The 21,040-nt window shown below is 72.7% G+C and carries 16 protein-coding genes; 5 read left to right on the forward strand and 11 right to left on the reverse strand.

The window, feature by feature from the left end:
- Window positions 1–346 precede the first annotated feature (346 nt).
- Complete coding sequence (locus OG819_RS21425) at window positions 347–1,129, forward strand: SDR family oxidoreductase (RefSeq protein WP_266650857.1); 783 nt, start codon at window positions 347–349, stop codon at window positions 1,127–1,129.
- Here the strand turns inward: OG819_RS21425 and OG819_RS21430 are convergent.
- The 10 genes from OG819_RS21430 to OG819_RS21475 form a co-directional block, all read right to left on the reverse strand.
- Window positions 1,126–1,875, reverse strand: coding sequence for an SDR family oxidoreductase (locus OG819_RS21430; RefSeq protein WP_266650858.1), 750 nt, complete (start codon window positions 1,873–1,875; stop codon window positions 1,126–1,128). The genes OG819_RS21425 and OG819_RS21430 overlap by 4 nt on opposite strands.
- Window positions 1,876–1,974: 99 nt before the next feature.
- Complete coding sequence (locus tag OG819_RS21435) at window positions 1,975–3,477, reverse strand: GAF domain-containing protein (protein ID WP_266650859.1); 1,503 nt, start codon at window positions 3,475–3,477, stop codon at window positions 1,975–1,977.
- A gap of 26 nt (window positions 3,478–3,503) precedes the next feature.
- On the reverse strand, window positions 3,504–4,541 hold the full coding sequence (locus tag OG819_RS21440) for a rod shape-determining protein (protein ID WP_266624582.1): 1,038 nt from the start codon (window positions 4,539–4,541) through the stop codon (window positions 3,504–3,506).
- A 183-nt stretch (window positions 4,542–4,724) separates the two neighbouring features.
- Window positions 4,725–9,509, reverse strand: coding sequence for an SAV_2336 N-terminal domain-related protein (locus OG819_RS21445; protein ID WP_266650860.1), 4,785 nt, complete (start codon window positions 9,507–9,509; stop codon window positions 4,725–4,727).
- On the reverse strand, window positions 9,499–10,578 hold the full coding sequence (locus OG819_RS21450; RefSeq protein WP_266650861.1) for a MoxR family ATPase: 1,080 nt from the start codon (window positions 10,576–10,578) through the stop codon (window positions 9,499–9,501). The genes OG819_RS21445 and OG819_RS21450 overlap by 11 nt, the downstream gene beginning before the upstream one ends.
- A gap of 140 nt (window positions 10,579–10,718) precedes the next feature.
- On the reverse strand, window positions 10,719–12,512 hold the full coding sequence (locus OG819_RS21455; RefSeq protein WP_266650862.1) for a trypsin-like peptidase domain-containing protein: 1,794 nt from the start codon (window positions 12,510–12,512) through the stop codon (window positions 10,719–10,721).
- Entirely contained in the window at window positions 12,509–12,868 is a 360-nt protein-coding gene (locus OG819_RS21460; protein ID WP_266650863.1) for a CU044_2847 family protein, read from the reverse strand. Before OG819_RS21460 ends, OG819_RS21455 begins: the two co-directional genes overlap by 4 nt.
- A gap of 164 nt (window positions 12,869–13,032) precedes the next feature.
- Window positions 13,033–14,358, reverse strand: coding sequence for a carboxyl transferase domain-containing protein (locus tag OG819_RS21465; RefSeq protein ID WP_266650864.1), 1,326 nt, complete (start codon window positions 14,356–14,358; stop codon window positions 13,033–13,035).
- Window positions 14,351–15,886, reverse strand: coding sequence for an acyl-CoA synthetase (locus OG819_RS21470; protein ID WP_266624570.1), 1,536 nt, complete (start codon window positions 15,884–15,886; stop codon window positions 14,351–14,353). Before OG819_RS21470 ends, OG819_RS21465 begins: the two co-directional genes overlap by 8 nt.
- Window positions 15,887–15,984: 98 nt before the next feature.
- Complete coding sequence (locus OG819_RS21475) at window positions 15,985–16,626, reverse strand: O-methyltransferase (RefSeq protein ID WP_266624568.1); 642 nt, start codon at window positions 16,624–16,626, stop codon at window positions 15,985–15,987.
- Between the two features lie 180 nt (window positions 16,627–16,806).
- On the opposite strand from OG819_RS21475, the gene OG819_RS21480 reads away from it, so the two are divergent.
- The 4 genes from OG819_RS21480 (at window position 16,807) to OG819_RS21495 (ending at window position 19,877) form a co-directional block, all read left to right on the forward strand.
- Window positions 16,807–17,247: a DUF6086 family protein gene (locus OG819_RS21480; RefSeq protein WP_266650865.1), complete on the forward strand. Its 441-nt coding sequence runs from the start codon at window positions 16,807–16,809 to the stop codon at window positions 17,245–17,247.
- A 150-nt stretch (window positions 17,248–17,397) separates the two neighbouring features.
- On the forward strand, window positions 17,398–18,012 hold the full coding sequence (locus tag OG819_RS21485; RefSeq protein WP_266650866.1) for a transcriptional regulator: 615 nt from the start codon (window positions 17,398–17,400) through the stop codon (window positions 18,010–18,012).
- Window positions 18,009–18,617 (forward strand): toxin-antitoxin system, toxin component family protein, encoded by a 609-nt coding sequence (locus tag OG819_RS21490; protein ID WP_266650867.1) that lies wholly within the window; start codon window positions 18,009–18,011, stop codon window positions 18,615–18,617. The genes OG819_RS21485 and OG819_RS21490 overlap by 4 nt, the downstream gene beginning before the upstream one ends.
- A gap of 6 nt (window positions 18,618–18,623) precedes the next feature.
- Window positions 18,624–19,877 (forward strand): MAB_1171c family putative transporter, encoded by a 1,254-nt coding sequence (locus OG819_RS21495; RefSeq protein WP_266650868.1) that lies wholly within the window; start codon window positions 18,624–18,626, stop codon window positions 19,875–19,877.
- On the opposite strand, the gene OG819_RS21500 is transcribed toward OG819_RS21495, so the two are convergent.
- Window positions 19,862–20,935, reverse strand: coding sequence for a MerR family transcriptional regulator (locus OG819_RS21500; protein ID WP_266652789.1), 1,074 nt, complete (start codon window positions 20,933–20,935; stop codon window positions 19,862–19,864). The genes OG819_RS21495 and OG819_RS21500 overlap by 16 nt on opposite strands.
- Window positions 20,936–21,040: the final 105 nt, after the last annotated feature.

Genomic DNA, 21,040 nt, shown 5'->3' on the forward strand with positions numbered 1-21,040 from the left:
GCCGGTGCGGTGCCAGCGTGCGGGGCCCCTGCTCCACCAGAGTGATGGTTCAGGGCCTCCCCGTCGCCTCTGGCCGTACCCATGTGGCCAGGTCGCATAGGGAACTGGCCTCCCGGGATCGGACCACGTACAGGATGCGTGTCGCTGCCCCGGGGTCGAGTACGCCGGGGACCTGGGGGTACCTCCCACGCCCTTAAGGCAGTGGGGGAGCGCCCAAGACCGTTCGGTGCGTGCGGCTGAGCAGGCTCACTCCTGCTCAGTCCATAGGAACGGTCTGCCCATTGACCCCGACTCGTGATACAAGCGGCGGAAGGGGATTGTCGGATACTGAGAATGGGGTTCTGGCATGAAGGCTGTCGTGGTCGGGGCGTCGAGTGGACTGGGCCGGTGCATAGGGGTCGACCTGGGGCGCCGCGGCGACCAGGTCGCCCTGCTGGCCCGCCGGCACGACCGGCTGGTCGACGCGGCGAAGGAGGCGGGCCCGGACGCGCTCGCCGTCGCCTGTGACGTGACCGACGAGTCGTCCTGCCGGGCGGCGATCGAGGAGGCCGCCGCCGGGCTGGGCGGCATCGACGCCCTCGTCTACGCCACCGGCATCGGCCCCCTCGCCCCGGTCGAGAAACTCGACGCCGACGCCTGGCGCCGCGCCATGGACACCAATGTGATCGGCGCGGCGCTGGTCACGAGCGCCGCGCTGCCGCATCTGACGAAGTCGGGCGGGGTCGCCGCCTACCTGTCCTCCATCGGCGGCTCGCTCACGCCGTCCTGGCCCGGGTTCGCGGCCTACCACGTGAGCAAGGCGGCTCTGGAGAAGCTCGTCGAGGCCTTCCGTGTCGAGCATCCGAGCGTGGGCTTCACCCGGTTCGTGGTCGGGGACTGCGCGGGCGGTGAAGGGGACTCCAGGACCGGGTTCACCGACGGCTGGGACCGGGGAGTACGCGGCCCAGGTCCACCCGGTCTGGCGGCAGCGCGGCTATCTGACGGGCGCCCTGCTGGACGTGGACGAGTTCCTCCGTGTGCTCGACGTCGTACTGCGCTGCGGCGGCACCGTCCCGGAGGTGACGGTGACGCCGCGCCCGCCCGCCCCGGGCCCAGGCGTCCCGGGCCTGATTCAGAAGACGGGCCCTAACGGCCCAGCGCCGCGCCCCCGTTGATGTGCAGCAGCTGCCCCGTCAGGTACGCCGCCTCCGGTGACGCCACGTATCGGACGGCGGCGGCGATCTCGGAGGGGTGACCCGGCTTGCCGGTCAGGGTCTGGCCGACCCGGGAGGCGATGAACTCCGGTGTCGCGCGGGCGCCGAAGAACTCCGTGTCGCCGACGAAGCCGGGGGCGATCGCGTTCACGGTGATGCCCTCGGGACCGACGCGCTGCGCGAGGGCGTAGGTGTACGTGTTGACCCAGGCCTTGGAGCCGCCGTAGGAGCCGGGCCCGCGCAGCGAGGCGATGGAGGAGAGCTGCACGATACGGCCGCCGGGGCGGCGCATGTGGGGGAGCAGGGCCTCGGTGAGCAGGACCGCGGTCAGCACGTTGGCGTCGAAGTTGTCGCGATAGCTGTCCGCGATGGAGGCGAGCGTGCCGTCGTGCTCGCGGGCCACGTTGCCGCCCGCGTTGGCCACCAGCACGTCCACCGGGGTCTCGTTCGCCGTGATGAACTCCAGTACTGCGCCGACCTGTTCGGGGTCGGCGAGGTCCGCCGCGTACCAGCTCGCGGTGGACTGGCCGTACTGGCCGTTCAGGGCGTCGGCCGCCTTGCGCAGCACGTCCTCGCGGCGACCGAGGAGCACCACCCGGTCCCCGTCCGCGGCGAACGCCTCCGCCGTCGCCAGGCCGATCCCGGTACCGCCGCCGGACACCACCACACGTCGCTGAGCCATGGCCATCCCGTCCTTGGATGTGAATATCGGTCATGTGGGCGTACGGGCTGTGACGCTACGGAGGCCCTGAGGGGACGTCAAGTAGCTTGTGGGAGCGGCTCACATGGGCGACTGCCAGGTCACCGTCGTGCCCGAGCCGCCCTCCGAATCGCCGCCCTCCGAATCGCCGTCCTTCAAGTCCCCCTCCGTATCGCCGTCGTCGAAGACCGTCAGGCGGACCCCGGGGCGTCCGTCGGGGAGGGCCGCCGTCGCGTCGACCGTGATCTCGACGCGGGAGACACCGGCGCGGCGGGAGGCGGCGGTCAGGGCGCGGCGCAGTGCGGTGAGCAGCCGGCCGGCGACGGGCTTTGCGATACGGCTCTCCACCGCGCCGGTGAACCGGGTGGACGGCTGGAAGCCGAGGACCGCGGCCGCGCCCGCCGTCTCGCGCAGTACCTTGCCGCGGAAGGTGGTGGGGGCGTCGGACGGCGGCTGCTGGAGTGCGAAGATCGCCGTGCGGACCTCCTGGATGGTGGACTGGAGTTCGTCGACGGCACGGCCGAGGGTCGCGTGCACGTCGTCGTCCACCTCGCCCGCTCCGGCGCTTGTGCGCTGCGTGGACTCCAGCATCATGCCGGTCGCGAACAGCCGCTGTACGACGAGGTCGTGCAGGTCGCGGGCGATCCGGTCGCGGTCCTCGTAGACCGCGAGCCGCTCCCTGCTGTGCTGGGCCGCGGCGTGGACCAGCGCCAGCGCGGCCTGTGAGGCGAACTGGGTGGCGAGCAGGCGCTCCACCGCGGTGTACGGACGGCCGCCGCGCCGGCGGGGGAGGGCGAGCGTGCCGATGAAGCGGCCGCCCTCCTGGAGCGGCAGCATCATGTTCGGCCCGAACCGGTGCCGCACATGCGTGGTCATCCGCGGGTCGGTCGCCGAGTCGTCGATGAACACCGGTTCACCGCCGAGGAGTTGATCGAGAACCGGGCTGCCCGGCTCGATCGTGGTGCCGAGGATGTCGTCGGAGTCGTCGAGCGTGGAGGCGGTCACGATCTCCATCCCGCCGTCCTCGGTGGGCCGCAGGATGATGCCGGCCTCGGCCTTGGCGAGGCGCCGGGCCCGTTCGGCGACGGTCATCAGCGCGTCGGCGGCGCTCTCCCCGGAGAGCAGCGCGGTGGTGACGGCCGCCGCGCCCTCGATCCAGCGCTCGCGCTGCCGCGCCGTCTCGTACAGCCGGGCGTTGCCGATCGCGATGCCCGCGTGGGTCGCCAGGACCCGTACCAGCTGCTCGTCCTCGTCCGTGAACGGGCCGTCGCGCTTCCCCGCGAGGCACAGGTCGCCGAACACCTCGTCGTCGACCTGGATCGGCACGGCGAGCTCCGGCGGCTCTGGCGGCTCCGGGCTTTTGGGCAGCCCCGCGGAATCGGGAAGATCGGGCCGTCTCGCCGTGCGGATCTCCGCGAGTCCGTCCCGTCCGGGATCGGTCATGTCCAGCGCCGCGTACCGGGCCTCCGTGAGTTCGGCGGCGGCGTCCACGATGTGCTGGAGCGTGGCCCGCAGTTCGAGATCGGTGCCGACGCTGAGGACGGCTTCCAGGAGCGCCGGCAGGCGGGGGCGCGGATCGTGCATACCAGGGACTTTCCGGGGCCCGGTCGTCAGAACGCCAGCGGGTCCAGCAGCAGCGGCTCGATCTTGCCCTCCAGCATGTAGCCCAGGCCCTGCACCGCGCACACGTCGGGACGCTCGGCGATGTGCACCGGCATGCCCGTCGCCTGCCGCAGCATCTGGTCCAGGCCCGGCAGCAGCGCGCTGCCGCCGACCATCATGATGCCGCGGTCGGCGAGGTCGGCCACCAGGTCGGGCGGGCAGGCCCGCAGCACCTTTCCGATCCCGTCCAGTACGGCGGTCAGCGGGGTCTGGATGGCGTCCCGTACGGCGGCGGTGTCGACCTGCACGGAACGGGCCAGGCCGGTCGCCACATCCCGGCCGTGGATCTCCGTGGACGCCGGGCCGTGCGGGGTGAGCCCGTTGCCGGAGAGGGCCAGCTGCAGGGGCCGTACCGACTGCGAGGGAAGCATCAGCTCGTGCTGGTGGCGCAGATGCTGCACGATCGCGCGGTCGACGGCCTCGCCGCCCACCGGAACGCGCTCGGCGGTCACGATGGACCCCAGGGACAGCACGGCGACCTGGGTGGCGGCCGCCCCGCACACCATGATCATGGTCGCTTCCGGCTGTTCGACGGGCAGACCGCACCCGACGGCAGCGGCGATCAGTGTGTCGACCAGCTCGACCCTTCGTGCCCCCAGCCCGACCAGCGTCTCGATCGCGGCGCGCTGCGCCAGCGGGTCCGCGTCGTGCGGGGTGCAGGCCGCGGCGCGTAGCCGGGGCTTGCGGCGCAGGGCGCGGCGGACCTTGTCGCCGAGCAGCTGGCGCAGCATGCGCTGGGCCATCTCGATGTCGACGACCGTGCCGCCGGACACCGGGCGCATGACGCGGATGTAGTCGGGGGTACGGCCCGTCATCCGCTCCGCGAACTCGCCGACCGCGATCAGGGCGCCGGTCCTGGTGTTGATCGCGGCGACGCTCGGCTGGTCGACGACCAGGCCCGCGCCCTTCACGTACACCCGGGTCCGGGCCGCCCCCAGGTCGACGGCGAAGTGGCAGCGGCGCAACTGCTCGAGACTGGCGGTCATGGCAGGTCCTCCCGAGAGCAGACCGTCGGGGCTCCGCCGGGCGGCGGTCCTTACTCGCATCGTCGGCGGGAGCCGCACCGGGCGCCTTTTGTGGGGGGCCGGGCGGGTGCCGCTGGACGGGTGGTCGTGGGAGGGGTGCTGGCCGGGTGGTCTTGAGGGGAGTGACTTGAGGGGAGTGAGCTGTCAGGGGGAGCTGAAGGCGCGCAGTGAGTTCAGGAGAGGTGTGTGATCCCCTACCAGGATCTGCTCGCCTCCAGCCGCCAGCAGCCGTGTCCTGGTCCGCTCGTCGGGCGCGAAGGCGAGGAACGGTACGCCGAGAAAGCGCGCCACCGATTGCTCCGCGACGGTGGAGCCGATCATGAGGCAGCGCGCCGGGGGCACGCCCAGCCGGTCGAGGGCCTGGCGCGGGCCATGGGGGTGCGGCATGAGGCGGCCGAGGTCGGTGGGACGGCCGTGGACGCCGCCGTTCATGGCGTCGTCCAGCCCGCGCCGTTGCAGATAGGTCCGGACCGCGAGCGTGGCGTGGTCGGTCACCACGGCCAGGCCCGTGCCCCGGGCCTCCAGGGTGCGTACCAGCAGGTCGGCGCCGGTCCGGGGCCGCGCGGTGCGGGCGGCCCGCGTCTCGATGGTGTCGAGCCGCAGCCGCAGCTCGTCGGCGAGCTCGTGCCGTGCGAAGGTGCGCAGCAGGTCGAGCGGGTTGGCGTACCCCTCCACGGGGTCGCCGTGCGGCAGGGGCTGCCCCGACAGCGCGTCCTCGGGGTCGCGGGCCTCCGTGAGGAACTGGGCGAGCTCGCGCAGTACGGCGGCCGGCTCGTCCGGCGTGTACAGCTCGGCCAGGGGTCCGTCGAAGCCGAGGATCACGGCCTGAGCCGTCCGGAGCGCCGCGCTGACCGCGTTGTCCGCGCGGGCCGTATTGTCCGCGCGGGCCGGGGCCGGCGCGGGAGGGGGTGTGGTCGCGCTCAGGGTGACGTTCCAGCGGAAGGTGCACCCGTACATGCGCACGTTCAGCCGCTTGTGGAGAGCGGCGGCCGCCTGGGAGGCGTGCGAGGGCGGGAAGTCGAGGGCGAGCCGGCGGATGCGGGTCAGCAGCTGGTGGCGCAGTTCGTCGGCGACATGGGCCGGGCGCAGCCGCACCGCCTCGACCGGGTCCGTGACGCGCCAGGTCACCTCTCCCCGCGCGGTGAAGACGGGTACCTCGTCCGTGTCCGGCCCGGGGACGTCGAGCGCGGTGCGTTGTTCGCGGAGACTCACCTCGTAGTAGCTGCCCGTGGTGTGGCTCGGGGTGGTGCCGAGTTCACCGTCGGGGCTCGCGTAGACGACGGTTCTGGTTCTGCCCTGGGGCTGGGGGAGTCCGGTCCGGGTGGTGGGCAGGGGGTAGGGGCCGAGTACGGCGGGTGGCGGGAGGGTGCCGTCGTACGTCATGCGGGGAAGGAGGTAGAGGCGGTGCCAGCCGGTGGGCGGACCGCCGTCCGGACCCGGGTCGAGGGGCCGCAGCAACGGGGCGGAGTCCGACTCCTCGCGCAGTCCGTCCCGGAAGTGGCGGGGCACGGCGACGATGCCCCGCGCCTCCTCGGACGCGTCCAGCGCCGCCCGTACGGCCCCCGGATCGGGCCGCTCGGCATTCCCCCGCGCGTCGGCCCGCCAGAAGGTCACGCACAACCGGACGCCCCCCAACTCGACCAGCTGGTCGTGCAGTTGGAGCAGTGTCAGGGAGAGTAGCGGGAACGCGGAGACGCCCTCCTCGGTCAGTACGGTGTACCCCTCGGTCCGCCGCAGCAGCTGGTACTCCTGCCCCGCCATGCCACTCGCCGTCACCAGCCGGGTGACCGCCCGGCCCAGTGCGGCCAGCGTGTCCGGTTCCTGTGGGCCGTCCGCGAAGTCGAAGAAGACGCAGGTGCGGTACGCGGAGTCGGGCTGGTGTCCGGTCCGGGGCCCGGGCGGTTGCCGGACCGGCGTGGCCATGGAGCTGTCGGGCGTACCGGTGCCCGCCGTCTCGTCGTACGCCTCCTCGCGGGGCTGTTCGTCCGGTTCCCCCGCCTCTTCGGTACGGCCCAGGCGCCGGAGCGCGATCCGGTGCAGCCGGCGGAAGTCCTCGCGGGCGGGGTGGGCGCGCACGAGAGCGGCGAGGTCGGTGGCGGCGTTGTCGAACTCACCGAGATCCAGGTTGAGTTCGGCGCGTGTGGCGCAGAGGGAGAGACGGAGTTGGTCGAAGCGGGTGCGCGCGGTGCCGGCGGCGGGGCCGCGGACGCCGTCGAGGGCGGTCCCGTACCAGAGGGACAGCGCGTTGTTCACGTGGGCGAGGGCGGTCTCGGGGCGTCCGGCGTCGCGTTCGGCCTCGGCGCTCGCCACGGAGCGCCGGCAGTCGACCACGTCCACGACGTCCGCGCTGGTGTGCAGGGCGTACCCGTCGGGCAGGGTGGCCAGCACTCCCGGTCCCAGGGCGTTGCGCAGCCGGGACGCGTAGGTGCCCAGGACGGCCTGGGCGCGCTCGGGCGGTGTGCCGCCCCAGATGCCCTCGGCGAGTTCGGCGTGGGTCACCGCGCGGCCGTGCCGGAGGAGGAGCATGCAGAGCATCGCCTGCTCCTGGGGGGAGCCCGTGGCGACGGGGGCGGTGCCGCGTGTGACCGTCGGCGGGCCGAGGAGAGAGTAGTGCAGCGGGGTGTGGGCCGTTTTGGCGACGAGGGCGAGGTCGCGGCTCCACAGCTGGGCCGCGCCCTGTCGCTGTGCGGTGAGTTCGCCGGTCAGCAGCAGGTGGAGGGCCGAGGCGTACGGGCGGCGCAGCCGGGCCGGGAGGGCGGTGAGCTGTCCGGCGGTGACGTCGGTAAGGGGGCGCCACGGCCCGCCCGACGACAGATGGAAGAGCAGTCGGCCCAGTGCTCGCAGATCGACCCCGAACTCCCGCTGTCCCCCCGTCTGCTGGAGGTGGAACAGCGTGATCTTGGCCGTCCCGTCCGGCAGGATCAGGACCTCGGCCATGTCGAGGAGTCCGCCGTGTGTGACGTCGGCCTCGTGGACAGCCCTGAGGGCGTCGGAGAGCTGTCGGCCCAGCGACACCAACAAAGGCGCCGGGATTCGATAAATGCCCTCCACGGTGAAAGAGTTGAGGGAAATGCCGTCCACGTACTCCATGACGGCGTACGGCGTCCCGGCGTCGACTCCGTAGTCGTGGACCTTCACCACGTTGGGGTGATCGACGCCCGCCAGCGTACGGGCGTCCCGCAGGAAGACCTGGTCGTCGGCCCCCGACGGATACAGCCGCACCACCACCGTCCGCCCCGACTCCGTGTCCTCGGCCCGCCACAGCGACCGGCTGGACCCGAGCTGTTCGACGAAGCGGTAGCGCTCACGCAGCGCCCGGGTGCGGTCCGTCGCCGCCGTCCCCAGCAGCCGCCGCGCACTGTCGGGACTGACCGTCGCGATCGGTTCGCTCGCGGCCGCCGCCTCCGTGCCGGACGCCATCGGTGTGCTCGCCCGGAACTCCCCGGCCGCCCGCCCCGCCCGTTCGTCGATCGACGCCCCCACCCGGGCCAGCAGGCGGGTCGTCCGGCCGTGAGCGGTGCGGGGCAGGCCCCGGAGCAGGAGGTCTCGCACACCTGGACGGAAGGCGTACGAACCCGGTGGGCCCGGGGCTGTGGTGAGCATGCCGCTGAGGATGATCTCGGCGAGGTGCTGGGGGCGCGGGTGCGGCTCGACCGCCGCCTGCACCAGGCGCATGACGGGCAGGTGCGGGGGACCGACGGCCAAGTGGCCGGCCAGGCGGAAGGCCTCGGGGGACGCGCCGGCGCGAAAGCGGAGGACGAGTTCCTCGGCGGGCAGCCGGGTGAGGTCGCTCCGGTTCCCGGACGCCTCGTCCAGGAGCGGCGGCCGGGGCGTCAAGTAAGCCACCGACCCGGGGAGTTGGCTGCCGCCCTGGCTCGCCACCAGGGCCGACCAGTGCGCGAGCCAGAGCGCGTCCGGCTCCAGTACGGGGAGGGTGACCGTACCGGTCCTCGGACGTGCGTCCTCCGAGGTGTCGTACGGCGTGAAGGCGAGGGACACCGGAGGGGCCGCCGGGAAGGGTGCCGACAGGAGCCCGGGGGTCGTGGGCAGCGCGGTGTCGCGCCACAGGCGTTCCGGGAGGGGCTGGACGAGGGCCAGCGGCATCCGCTGGGACCAGCGGCGCAGCGTCGCGAACCAGCGGTCGCCCGCCGGGCCCGCCCACCACTGCGGGCCCATGCAGTCGCTGACCAGCAGGGTGACGGTGCGTCCGTCGGTGGGCACATGGGCGCCCGCGTCGCCGGTGACCGTGCCGTCGGGGCGGGCGCGATGCGTCGTCACCGTGCGGAAGACGCCCGACTGGGCCAGCGCGGTGTGCAGTTCACGGATCAGGGGGCGCCAGACGGGCATCGTGGGACCCGCGTCGCGGACCAGGCGCAGGCTCAGCCAGCGTTCTCGCGCGGGGCGCATGACCGGCAGCCACCACTCGGGCCGGCCGCCCAGATGGGCGATGCGGTGTGCGGTCGCCCGCTCGTCGAGTTCACGGCGGACCGGGGCGTCGCTGCGGCGCTTGAGCGGGCGCAGGGCGCGTTGCAGCGCGAGCGGGCCGCGCAGCATCGGGGGAACGGGGGCCAGCAGGGACGCGTGGGGTCGCGTATCGCCGGCAGGGGAGGGGGCGGAGGCCGGCAGGTGGAGCGGGACCCGGGTGTCGTCGCTCGGTGGGTGGGGTTCCGTCTCCTGGCGGGGCTCCTCCTGGCGGACGTTCTCGGGCGGCAACTCCTCCGCCGAGGGCGTGGGCGCGGGTGCCGTCCCTGCCTCCTGTGCGGCATCAGGGGCAGGCGCGGGGGCCGAGTCCGCCATCTGCCGGGCCAGCCACAGGAGTTCGGCCAGTTCGACCGGCGTCGGGTAGGCGCCGTCGCCCGCCTCGGCGAGGATCTCGGCGAGGCGGCTCAGCGGTCGCGCGCCGAGCGGTCCGGCCGGTTCAGAACGCATCGGTCCCCGGCGCCTCGCTCAGGTACGGCATCAGCTCCTCCGCGAGTTCGTCGAGCGACTCCGGGGCCAGGCCCGACGCGCCCGCCAGGTAGATCGCGTTGAGGAGCTGGTCGGTGGCCAGGTCGCCGCCGGACGACCGGGACAGGAAGCGGGTGATGAGGGTCTGCGCGTAGTCGTCGGGCTCGCCCAGGTGGGCGCGGACGATCCCGGCGAGATGGCCGTCGTCGGGCTGGCGCAGCCGCAGGGTGACACAGCGGCGCAGGAAGGCGGGCGGGAACTCGCGCTCGCCGTTGCTGGTGAGCACGACGAAGGGGAAGGCCCGGCAGCGCACGCGGCCCCGGGCCACCGGGACGCGTTCGTCGGTGCCGTCGACCATCACCCGGGCCTCGGGGGTGTGCCGGGCCGCGCGCACCAGTTCGGGGATCTCGTACTGGCCTTCCTCCAGGATGTTCAGCAGGTCGTTGGGCAGATCGAGGTCGCTCTTGTCGATCTCGTCGATGAGGAGGGCGCGAGGGCGGCCGTAGGGGAGGAGGGCGGTGCCGAGCGGGCCGAGCCGTAGATGGTCCTCGAGGCCCGAATCCGGTCTCGGGCCCGCCACCGACTTCGACCCCGTCTCGGCCTGGGAATCCGCCTGCGACTTCCCCTCGGACTCCTCCTGCGGCTTCCCGGTTCGCCGCGCCGCGTACAGCCGCGACAACGGGTCGTACTGATACAGCCCGTCGTGCAGTGTGCTTCTGCTCGTGATGTTCCAGCGCAGTACCGGGCCGAGGCGCAGCTCGCGGGCGACCGCGTACGCCAGCGACGACTTCCCGGTGCCGGGCGGGCCGGTCACCAGCAGCGGGCGGCGCAAGTACAGGGCCGCGTTGACGAGTTGCACGCTGCGCTCGGTGGCCTGGTAGGTGCGGGCACGATGTCTGCGGTCGGGGGAGGTCGCCGAGCTGTCGTCGCCGTCGGCCGGGGTCTTCAGGGCCGGTCCGCCGTCGAAGGCCCGCCACGGCGGGGGCGGCGGCAGCTGGGTGATGCCGTCGTGCGGCTCGTTCGCGCCGGTGTAGACGGGCCACAGGGGCATGAGGCGGATCTCCGTGGGATCGAGGGCGTGCGGGCTTCGGGCGAGTTCGGGCGAGTTCGGGCGAGTATGGACGAGTATGGACGAGTGCGGACGAGCACGGTCGGGTTCGGGTGACGGACGGGTTCTGGCGACAGGCGGCTTCAGGCGACGGGCGAGCGCACAGGGGCGGCGGGTTCCGGGAAACGGCGGGGGTCGTCCCACAGGAGCTGGACGTCCTTGGCCCAGTGCCGCTCCGGTTCGTCCGAGGCGTACACCCGCTCCCGCAACGCCAGTACGTGGCGGGGGAGTTCGGCGGGTGCCAGCCCCTCGACATACCCGGCGAGCTCGTCGAGGAAGACACAGCCGCCCTCGTGCTCGGGGCCGCCCGCGCAGCCCGTGCGTGTCCACAGCAGGACCGGGACCGGGGCGTTGAGGGTCACGTCGAAGAGCGCACCGGTGCGGGCGGGCGGGAGCGAGAAGGCGGCCAGCTGGGTGTCCTCCTGCCGCAGTCGGAACCGGAGCTTGGTCGGCTTCTCGTCGCTCCAGCAGCCGATCCGGTGCAGGGACGTGCTCGCCTTTCTCTCCATTTCCTCCCACTTGCGGGTCAGTTGGTGCCGGACGCCGCCCCGGCGCCGGGTCCGGTCGGTGACGACGAGCGGGTACGCGCAGCCGAGCGGCGTCTCGTCGTCGGCGCCGCGTGCCCAGTGCGCCACCGGCTCGTTCAGCCACTCACGGGGCAGTACGAAGGCGATCAACTCTTCGGCGCCGGGGGCCAGTTGGCTGAACGCCTCGTCTATGTGCTCCTGAATGAAGGCCCGTACGCCGGACCGCGGCAGTCGGCGGGCGCCCACCGGGCGGCGCAGTCCGTCGCGGTAGGCGGAGACCTCGACGTTGACCTGGTCGCCGCCCGCGCCGCTGTGGTCGATCTCGACGAGGATCGGGGACCAGGAAGGGGAGGTACGGGTGCGGGAGCGGGAGCGGCCACGAGGTGTGTCCGACAGCTCGTCCGATCTCCCACTCGGCATCGACACGCCCGATCTCCCGCCCGGCATCAGCTCGTCCGAAGCCTTGCCCGGCGACCGGCCGGACGCCTTGTGCGAAGCCTCGTCGGACGGCGCGCTCAGCAGTTCCTCCAAACGGCCGGCGAACCGGGCCACGGCCTGCGCGTCCGCCACCTCCCACAGTACGTACCAGGCCGCCGCCCACAGCGAGCCGAACCCCTCCGCCGGCAGCTGCGGGCCGAACGGGCCCACGGCGTCGACATACAACCGGTTCGGATCGTGGGCGAGCCCCGCCCGCTCCGCGCGCTGCACCAGGACGCGTAATCGGTCCTTCGCGGCCGGCCGGTGCTCCGGTGTGGGGATCAGCGCACTGAGCGCCGGCCAGTAGCGGGCCATGACGGGGCTGGGCAGCATCCGGCCGTTGCGAATGTCCTTGGCGCCCGAGGCCGCCGAGACCATGCCGACCACCCTGCCGTCCGCGAGGGTCACCGCCGCCCCGCTGAACCCGGCTGCCAGCGGCTGGCCGTGTCCGCTCCAGGCCTCCAGCTGCACCCATTCGTCCGCGATCAACTGGTCCGAGGTGGCCCGGTATTCGGCGAGCGTGCCCTCGTCGTAGCCCTTCGGGAAGCCGTACGCGAGGAGCTTGGGATACGGCTCGGTGTATGCCTCGCCGGGCGGGGCGAACACGGCCGGGGCGAGCGACACCGCACGGTCCAGTTCGAGGACCGCGAGGTCGCCCGGGTCCGTCACGCCGCCCGCCCAGCCTCCGCGTACGACCACGGTGGCGGCCAGCTCCCCGAGGCCCCGGTCCTGCGGGAAGGACACTCGCACCCCCGACGCCTCGCTGCGGCGGACCACGTGCGCGCAGGTCAGCACCTTGCGGTCGGAGACCAGGAACCCCGCTCCGCCCTCACCCCCGCAGACGATCCGGGCGTGCCAGAACGTACTGCTCATGACCGCGGGGCGGCATCCGCGGGACCGTCGGACTGCCCCGGGGACCAGGAGAGCTTGACCACCAGATGGCCCTCGACCGCGCTCTTGGCGATCAACGCGCCCGCCTCCGCGGTGAGTTTGACGCCGAACTCGATCTCCACGGAGCCGGGGCGCAGGCTTCCGTCGCGGAACACCCGCAGCGCGGACTCCGCCGCGGACCGTACGCCCTCCAGGGCGCCCTCGAAGGTGCGGGTCGCCTGGACCACGCCGTTCTCGCCGCGCGAGACGAGACGGGAACCGGAGCCGTACTCGTCCTCGCCCTCCTCGATCAGGATCACGGCGCCGTCGCCGGTCTTGAACTCCATCACGCTGTCCATGCAGTGGCCAACCCCCGTTGTGTCGCGGCCCGTTCCTCCTCATTGTTACGGACGGTGCAGGAGTCTGTCCCGGTTTTCCTGACTCGTCCCGGCCCCGCCGGTGGGTCACCGCCAGGGCGCGGTTCCGCGGGGACGGGGGACGGCGCCGCCTGAGCGCCAGACGACTACACGATGCCCCGGATCACGCCCAGCTCCACCAGGTCCTGCGGCCGGATGCGGAGTTGGTCCGCCGTGGCGCGCACCTCGTTCGCCGGGCGCTTGAGGATCGCGGCCGCGAGCTCCGGCGCGATGACGGAGAAGTAACTGTCCGGCGTGGCCCAGGTGTTGCCGGGCGCGGCCAGCGCGAGCGCGCCGCCCGAACCGCCCTCGCCGATAACCAGGGTGGTGACCGGCGTGCGGGCGGTGGCCACCGCGGCGAACAGATCCGCGATCGCCGAGCCCGCGCCCTGCCGCTCGGCCTGGGCGTCGTTGGCGGCGCCCGGGGTGTCCACCAGCGTCAGTACGGGGATGCCGAGTCGGCCGGCGAGCCGGATCAGCCGGGCGGCCAAGCGGTACCCGGCCGGTCGGGTCGCGGTCCCGCACTGGGCCGCGTACGCCACGGTCCGCCCCCCGGGTCCGGAACCGAACCCGCACAGCATGCCGTCGTCGCTGCCGCCGCAGCGGTCGCCGCTGATGGGGGCGCGCCGCGAGAAGCCGGCGTCCAAGTACGCGGCGGCCCGAGGGCGTTCGGGGGAGCGGGCGCGGCGGACGGCGTCCCAGCCGGTGGTGGGGAGGCCGGGGGCGCTGAGAGCGGGCGGGGGAGCGACGGGCCCGGTGGAGGGAGTGGTCAGCAGGTCCAGCCACAGCGCCAGCGTCTCCCGCAGCTCCTCCTCCCGTACGACGGCGTCCACCGCGCCCGCCGCCAGCTGGGCCTCGGCCGTGTACGCCGCCGGGTCCGCGTCGGGCGGGCGGACCCGGGAACCGGCGAAGCCGACCTGGGCGCCGGGCAGCGCCAGGATCACGTCCGCGCCCGCGCCCAGCGTCGCCCAGCCGCCGCCCGTGGTCGGATCCCGCAGCACCGCGATCTGGGGCAGCCCCGCCTCCCGGGCGAGCGCCGACTGCCGTGCCACGCGCTGGAGTTGGGTGAGCGCGAGCATGCCCTCCTGCATCCGGCTGCCGCCCGTCGCGACGAGCGAGACGACGGGCAGGCGGTGCTCACGGGCGTGAGTGTAGGCCGCTTCGACGCGGTCGCCGGTGCGTTCGCCGAGCGAGCCGCCGAGGAAGCCGAACTCGAACGCGATCAGTACGGCGCGGGTGGAGCCGATGACCGCGGTGCCGCAGACGACGGACTCGTCCTCGCCGGTGCGAGTGAGGGCGCGGCGGCGCGAGTCGTCGTACCCCTGCCAGGACAACGGACCATCCGGCTTGAACACCCGCATGGGTACGGGCAGTTCACGGAAGTCATCGCCGGCCAGGGCGATGGCCTCGCGGGCGGAGAAACGCTCAGTCATGCTGGGGGGCCTTCGCGACGGCATCAGGGAGGGCTCGCTTGAGAATCTTGCCCATGTCGTTGCGGGGCAGCGACGTGAGGAAGCGCACGGTCCGCGGACGTTTGTGCGGGGCGAGGCGGCGGGCCACGTGGTCGGCCAGCTCCCCGGCGGCGGGCGGGTCCTCGGGATCGACGGGCACGATCCAGGCCACGATCCGCTCGCCCAGATCCTCGTCGGGCTCACCGGTGACGGCGGCCTCGCGCACCGCCGGAAGCTCAAGCAGCGCGTTCTCGATCTCCCCGGCGCCGATCTTGTAGCCGCCGCTCTTGATCAGGTCGGTGGCCTTGCGGCCGACGATGCGTACGGAGCCGTCGGGGTCGACGACCGCCATGTCGCCGGTGCGGAACCAGCCGTCCTCGGTGAACGCGGCGGCGGTCGCGTCGGGCCGGTTCAGATACTCCGTGAAGAGGTTCGGCCCCCGAACCTGGATCTCACCGACGGTCTCGCCGTCGTGCGTACCCGTGGGAGTGCCGTCGGCGTCGTACGAGGCGATCGTCGTCCCGTCCTCCTCGACGAGCCGCACGTCGACGCCCGGCAGCGGGACGCCCACGGTGCCGGGCCGGGGTACCCCGTCCACCCGCACGCTGGTGTTCATGAGGGTCTCGGTCATGCCGTACCGCTCGACGACCCGGCGTCCGGTCGCGGCCGTGATCCGCTCGTGGTCGTGCACCGGCAGCGCGGCGGAACCGGACACGAGCAGCCGCGCCCCGCCGAGCGCCTTGGCCAGCTCGGTGTCCTCGGCCAGCGCCTCGGCGAGCCGGTGGTACATCGTCGGCACCCCGAACAGCATCGTCGCGCCCTCGCCCAGCTCCCGCGCCACGCCCTCCGCGCTGAACCTGCCCAGATGCCGCACCGCCGCGCCGCGCCGCAGCGGGCCGAGGATGCCGAGGATCAGCCCGTGCACATGGAAGAGCGGCAGCCCCTGCACGAGGACGTCGTCGCCGGTCCACTGCCAGGCGTCGGCCAGCGCGTCGAGGGTCGAGGCGATGGCGCGCCGCGGGATGACGGCGCCCTTGGGCGGGCCGGTGGTGCCGGAGGTGTAGACGATGAGGGCGGGGGCGGAGGGGTCGTCCGGTTCCGTACCGGGGCGCGCGGCGGCGCCAGGGCTTGCCTGGGCGACCTGACCGGCGACGCCCACCTGGACGTCGACGCGCTCCACATCGCTCACGGGCGAGGGAAGTTCGACGCCGGGCTCGGCCAGTACCAGCGACGGCGCGCTGTCGCCCAGAATGTGCCCCAGTTCACCCTCCCCCGACTTGGGGTTGAGCGGCACGGCGGGCACCCCGGCGAGCAGCGCGGCGACGACCCCGACGGCGGTCTCCAGGGACGGCGTCGCCCACACGGCGACCCTCCCCCGGCCGTCGAGCCGCGCGGCCAGTTCACCCGCCGAGGCGGCGAGCTCCGCGTACGTCAGGGACCGGTCGCCGAAACGCAGGGCGGGCCGCCGTGCGGTCGAGCCGCTGACCAGGGCGGGGAAGAGGGAGGACACGCGGGGTACTCCTTGCCGTAGGGGCCTGCTGGAGGACGTGCTGGCGGTGACAGTCACCAGCGTTCCTACACCAGCGCGAGGGATTCCCGCCGACGGGCTCACTCCGATGACGCGCTCGACCCCGTCGAGGTGAGCCGCCGCCGCGTGCCCACGAGCGTGGCGAGGTCCTCGGCGAGGCGGAGTTCGACCGTGTCCAGGGCGACATGCTCCAGCCAGTGCAGCCGGGCCCGGTCGGGAGCTCCCTCGTGCAGAGGCGGCCAACCGGCAGCCGGGGTGAAGTCGTCGACCACCACCGTGCCGCCCGGCGTCAGCAGCCCGGCCGGGTCGGCCGCGTCGTCGCCCGGCGTCTTGCCCGTGCCGCCGCCGTCCAGGACCAGCAGGTCGTACGGGCCGTGCTCCTCGATCCGCCGCCAGTCGCCGTGGATCACCTCGACCTCGGGCCGGTCGGCGAAGACCTCGGCGGCGAGCCGGGCCCGCTCGGCGTCGCGCTCCACGGTGAACAGCCGTACGCCCTCCCGCGCCCCGGACGCCAGCCACGCGAGCCCGACCCCGCACCCCGTACCCGTCTCACCGATCCGCTCCCGGGCACCGCCCGCCAACGCGTGCAGCAGACGGCCCTGCTCCGGACGGCACGCGTACGCGAAGGCGTGACGACGCGCGGCGGCGAGGGCGTGTCGGACGAGCGGGGGGAGGGTGGCGGGGTCGGCGGCGGCGTGGGCGTCCGTTCCTGAGATCGACATGAGGGAGATCGTGCCCTGTCGTGGGGCCCGGGTGGTGGGGAGAAGGTCACATCACGACGCTCCGTCTGCGTGCGGTCGCCAGGGACGACCACAGCCACCTGCGCCGACGGCCGATATTGCCGCGACCGCATCGCCCGGGGCTGATTACGCTGGCCCGCCGCGACGGAACGAGGAGCCGGCATGAGCCAGGACTACGACATGGACGACGAGACCCTCTGGAATCCCTCCAACGGGGCGTCCCGGATGTTTCTGCGTCAAGTGGCCCTCTTCGAAGCGGAGCTGGAACTCCCGTCGGGCATCGGGCCGATGGTGAACGACGAGAGCCGGATCGACCGGGAGACCTTCGCGGTCTTCGTCGACGCGCTGCTGGCACGGCATCGAAGAACGAGTCACGCCGTGATGCTGGCCCTCTCCGAAGGCTTTGCCGCGACGGTGCTGGTCCTCGCGGAGCGTGGCGGGGTCGCGGTGGACTGGGCACGGCTCGGTGCGGCTCCGGACGGCCCGCCGGAGAATGTGCAGATCTCGGCTTGTACTGGGATGTCCGCCCCGCCGGAAGGCGGTGCCTGGGAGTCACGACTCCGGGAGAGGTCACGAGAATTGGGTCGCTCCATGTCCCGTTGATCGGGGCGATTCCGGTTCTTCCGCCGCGCGGGAGCGATCGTTCTTGAATCGGGAACGATCGTTCGGAAAGCATGGCGCGGGCCCCGCCGGGGACCGTAGTCTCGGCCCACAGCGTGACAATTTGACGGGTCAACTGCCGGGAGTGCATGGGTGAGTGCGTCGCTGCCTCCTCTTCACGAGACACTCGCGCGTCTCGACGCGCACCTCGCCGAGAAGGGCCTCGATCGCGGGGAGTTCCTCGACGTAAGGGAGTTGTCGAGAAGAACGGCGCTGGCCGAAGGGGAGGTCCGGGCGCTCCTCGATGGCGCGGGGGTGCTCGACGACAAGGTCGACGACCGCATCCGCGGACGCGTCCGCGCGCTGTACGAGGCGTATCTCGACGAGAGCGGGAAGCGGCGCGCCGATGTGTGCCGGGAGGTCGCCGGGCAGCTCGGGATCAGTGACAAATGGGCCCGCGGTCTGCTCAACGGCGACAAGATGCCGAACGTGCCCGACCTCACCCGGCTCGCGGAGTTCTTCCGGATCGAGGAGGGCACGAAGTTCTTCACCGATCCGGCCCCCGTCGTCCTGAACGGCGCACTTCAGCGTGTCGTCGGTGAACTGGAGGGCGACGTCGAGGACGGGCCGCTGCTCAGGTTCACGCTCGAGCACGGAGTCGTCACCCTCGCCCTGCGGGGCCATCGGCTGACACCCCGCAAGCAGGAGGCGCTCGCGCTCATGCTCGAGAGTCTGCTGAGCGGCGAGAGCGAGGAGGTGGAACGATGAGGCCTTTGCACACCGTGTGGAAGCGCGCCTCGGCACTGCTCTCCCGCCGGGCCGACTCCGAGATGCGCGGCCTCGCCGTCGAGCTCACCCGCGCGCTGAAGAAACGACTCGACGCGCCCGTGGACGTACGGGAGTTGGCCGAGGCTCTCTGCCAGGAGATGAGCCGGCGCCGCGACGACCGCCCCATCCAGCTCCGCTTCGAGCGCTTCCCGGACGAGATCGAAGTCACCGGGCTGTGGATGGAGTTCCACGACTTCGACCTCGTCATCGTCGAGGAACGCGCCGAAACGGTGCAGCAGCTCGTCATCCTCGGCCACGAGTTGTGGCACATGATGGCGGGGCACTCCCACTCCCACCACCACTACGCGGGTGCGGCGGCCGCCGCCGGCGCGCTGTCGGACGACCCCCGCTGGCAGGAGATCGCGCTCACCGTCGCCGCCCGCAACGGCTCGCACGAGGCCGACGAGGCCGAGGCGGAGGACTTCGGCCTGCACCTCGCCAGCGTCTTCCGCTCCTGGGTGAGCGGCCCGCGGACGAAGGGCCCCGCCGACCCGGTCGGACGGGCCATCCAGGCCTCCCTGGGCTACCGCGGACCCCGGGACTGACCGGCGATGAATCCTTCCCGCTTCTTCGCCGGGCTCTACATCTCCTTCTGGATCCCGACGGCGGTCCTCACCGCAGCGCTGGCGATCAAACTGCCCAGCATCCTCAAGCTGTGGAAGGATCCGCTGCTGCGTGCCGTCGGCGGCCTGCTCGTGCTCGCCTGCGGCGTCTTCGTCTTCGCGGCCCCGGCGACCATCGCCCGGACCAACCACGTCACCGGCGTACCGAACATCTCGGCCCCCCTGGTCTACAGCCTGATCACCGCGTTCTGCGGCTCCTGCCTGCTGCTGATCACCACGTGGCGCAACGGCATCTCCGACCGTTCCGGCGCCACCCGTCGCGCGACCCGCCGCACGATCCGCTGGGTGGTCACCGTCTACGCGGGCGTCATCGTCGCGCTGTGGGTGCTGTTCGCGCTCGCCGACGCCCCCGTCGAGCGGATACGGGACCTCGACACGTACTACGCCAACACCCCCTTCATGCGCGAAGAGATCGTGCTGTACCTGCTCGCGCACACCGCGGCCGCCCTGATCACGTCCAAGGTGATCTGGAACTGGATCCGTACCGACGGACTCGACCTCTGGCTGCGGGGCGGTCTCAAGTTCCTCGGTGTCGGCTATGTGCTGAACCTGGTCTACGACAGTTGCAAGTTCTGCGCCGTCGTCGCCCGCTGGACCGGCCACGACCTCGACTGGCTCAGCACCGGGGTCGCCCCGCCGGTCGCAAGCCTCTCCGCCATCCTCATCGCGGTCGGTTTCATCCTTCCGCACACCGGCCAGTATCTGCACCGCCGGGCTCGCACCCGGCTCGGGTACTGGCACCTGCGCCCCCTGTACCGCCTGATGGGGACCGTCACGGGCGGCGGACGCGTCCCCTTCAGACTCCGCGCCACCCCCGAATTGCGCCTGACGCGCCGCGAGACGTTCATCCGGGACGCGCTGCTGCACCTGTCCCGGTTCATCGACGAGGACCTCCGGCAAAAGGCGTACGACGCCGCCCTCGGCCTCGGCTTCAAGGCCGAGCGGGCGGGGGCCCTCGCCCACGCCGTCACCGTCCAGGACGCCATCGAGACGAGGAAGCGGACCCGCCAGGACGATGCCGCCGCGCCCCTCAACACCCCGGACACGCTTGATCTGCTGGCGGAGATCGATGCCGTGTCCCGGGCCCTGCGCCACCCGGCCGACATCAGGGCGGTACGGGAGGCCGCGGCCGCCGCGGCGCAGAGCGTGCCGGGCCCCACCCTGACTCAGCCGAGCCGATGACCCCCGGTGGCCTCCGCCACGTCCGCGACCACGCAGCTCACGTTGTCGGGGCCGCCGGCGTCGATCGCGGCTTCGACGAGGGAGCGTACCGCCGCGTCGGGAGCCGGGGCCGAGTCCAGCAGCCGGCGGACCTCCTCGTCCGGCACGACGGTGCAGAGCCCGTCCGAGCAGAGCAGGTAGCGGTCCCCGGGCAGGGCGTCGCACAGCCGCAGATCGGGTACGACGGTGTCGGCGGCGCCGGTGAGCGCCTTCAGCAGCAGGGCGCGTTGGGGATGGACGGTGGCCTCCTCCGGCGTGAGCCGGCCCTCGTCGATCAACGACTGGACCATGGTGTGGTCGTGCGTGATCCGGAACAGCTCGCCGTCGCGCAGCAGATAGGCGCGGGAGTCACCGATGTGGACGAGTCCGAGCTGGGATCCGGTCCAGACCATGGCGGTGAGTGTGGTGCCGTCGTCCTCGCCGACGGCGTCCTGGACGGCCCGCGCGGCTCCCCGTGCCGCGTCCTCCAGAAGGTTCAGGACGCTCCCGCCCGCAAGGGGCTCGCCGTCCAGGAACTTCAGGGCCTCCACGGCCGCCGTACTGGCGGGCGCGCCGCTCGGTCCGAAGCCGTCGGCCACGGCGAGGACGCGGGCGCCCGCGTGGGCCGCGTCCTGGTTGGCGGGGCGGACCAGACCGGTGTCGGAGAGTGCGGAGTAGCGGAGTTCGAGCATGGTGGTGTCCTTCCTCGGCGTGTACGAGAGGTGGTCCACGAGGAACGTCACGAGTTCGCGTCGACCGGCGGTCTCGGCCTCGACCCGTGCCCAGTAGGAGCGGATCTCCTGGGCGGCGGACGCGTCGTCCAGTGCGCACACCCGCCGGATCCGGGCCAGCGGCATCCCGATCCGGCGCAGCCACGCCACCAGCCGTGCCTGCTCCAGTTGCTCGACGGCGTAGTACCGGTACCCGGTCTCCGGGTCGACCCGGGCGGGCCGCAGCAGCTCCAGTTCGTCGTAGAGCCGCAGCGCCTTCGGCGACAGCCGGCACGCCTTCGCGAACGCCCCGATCGTCAGCATCTCCATGCGCCCACCCGTGGTCACGTCGTGCCCCGTCATGCGTACCTCGTACGTCGTTCCTCGTTCCGCCACCGATGCTGCGGCTTCACCGAGGGGGAAGGTCAAAGGGGT

It is taken from the genome of Streptomyces sp. NBC_01549, assembly GCF_026339955.1.
Classification (GTDB): Bacteria; Actinomycetota; Actinomycetes; order Streptomycetales; family Streptomycetaceae; genus Streptomyces.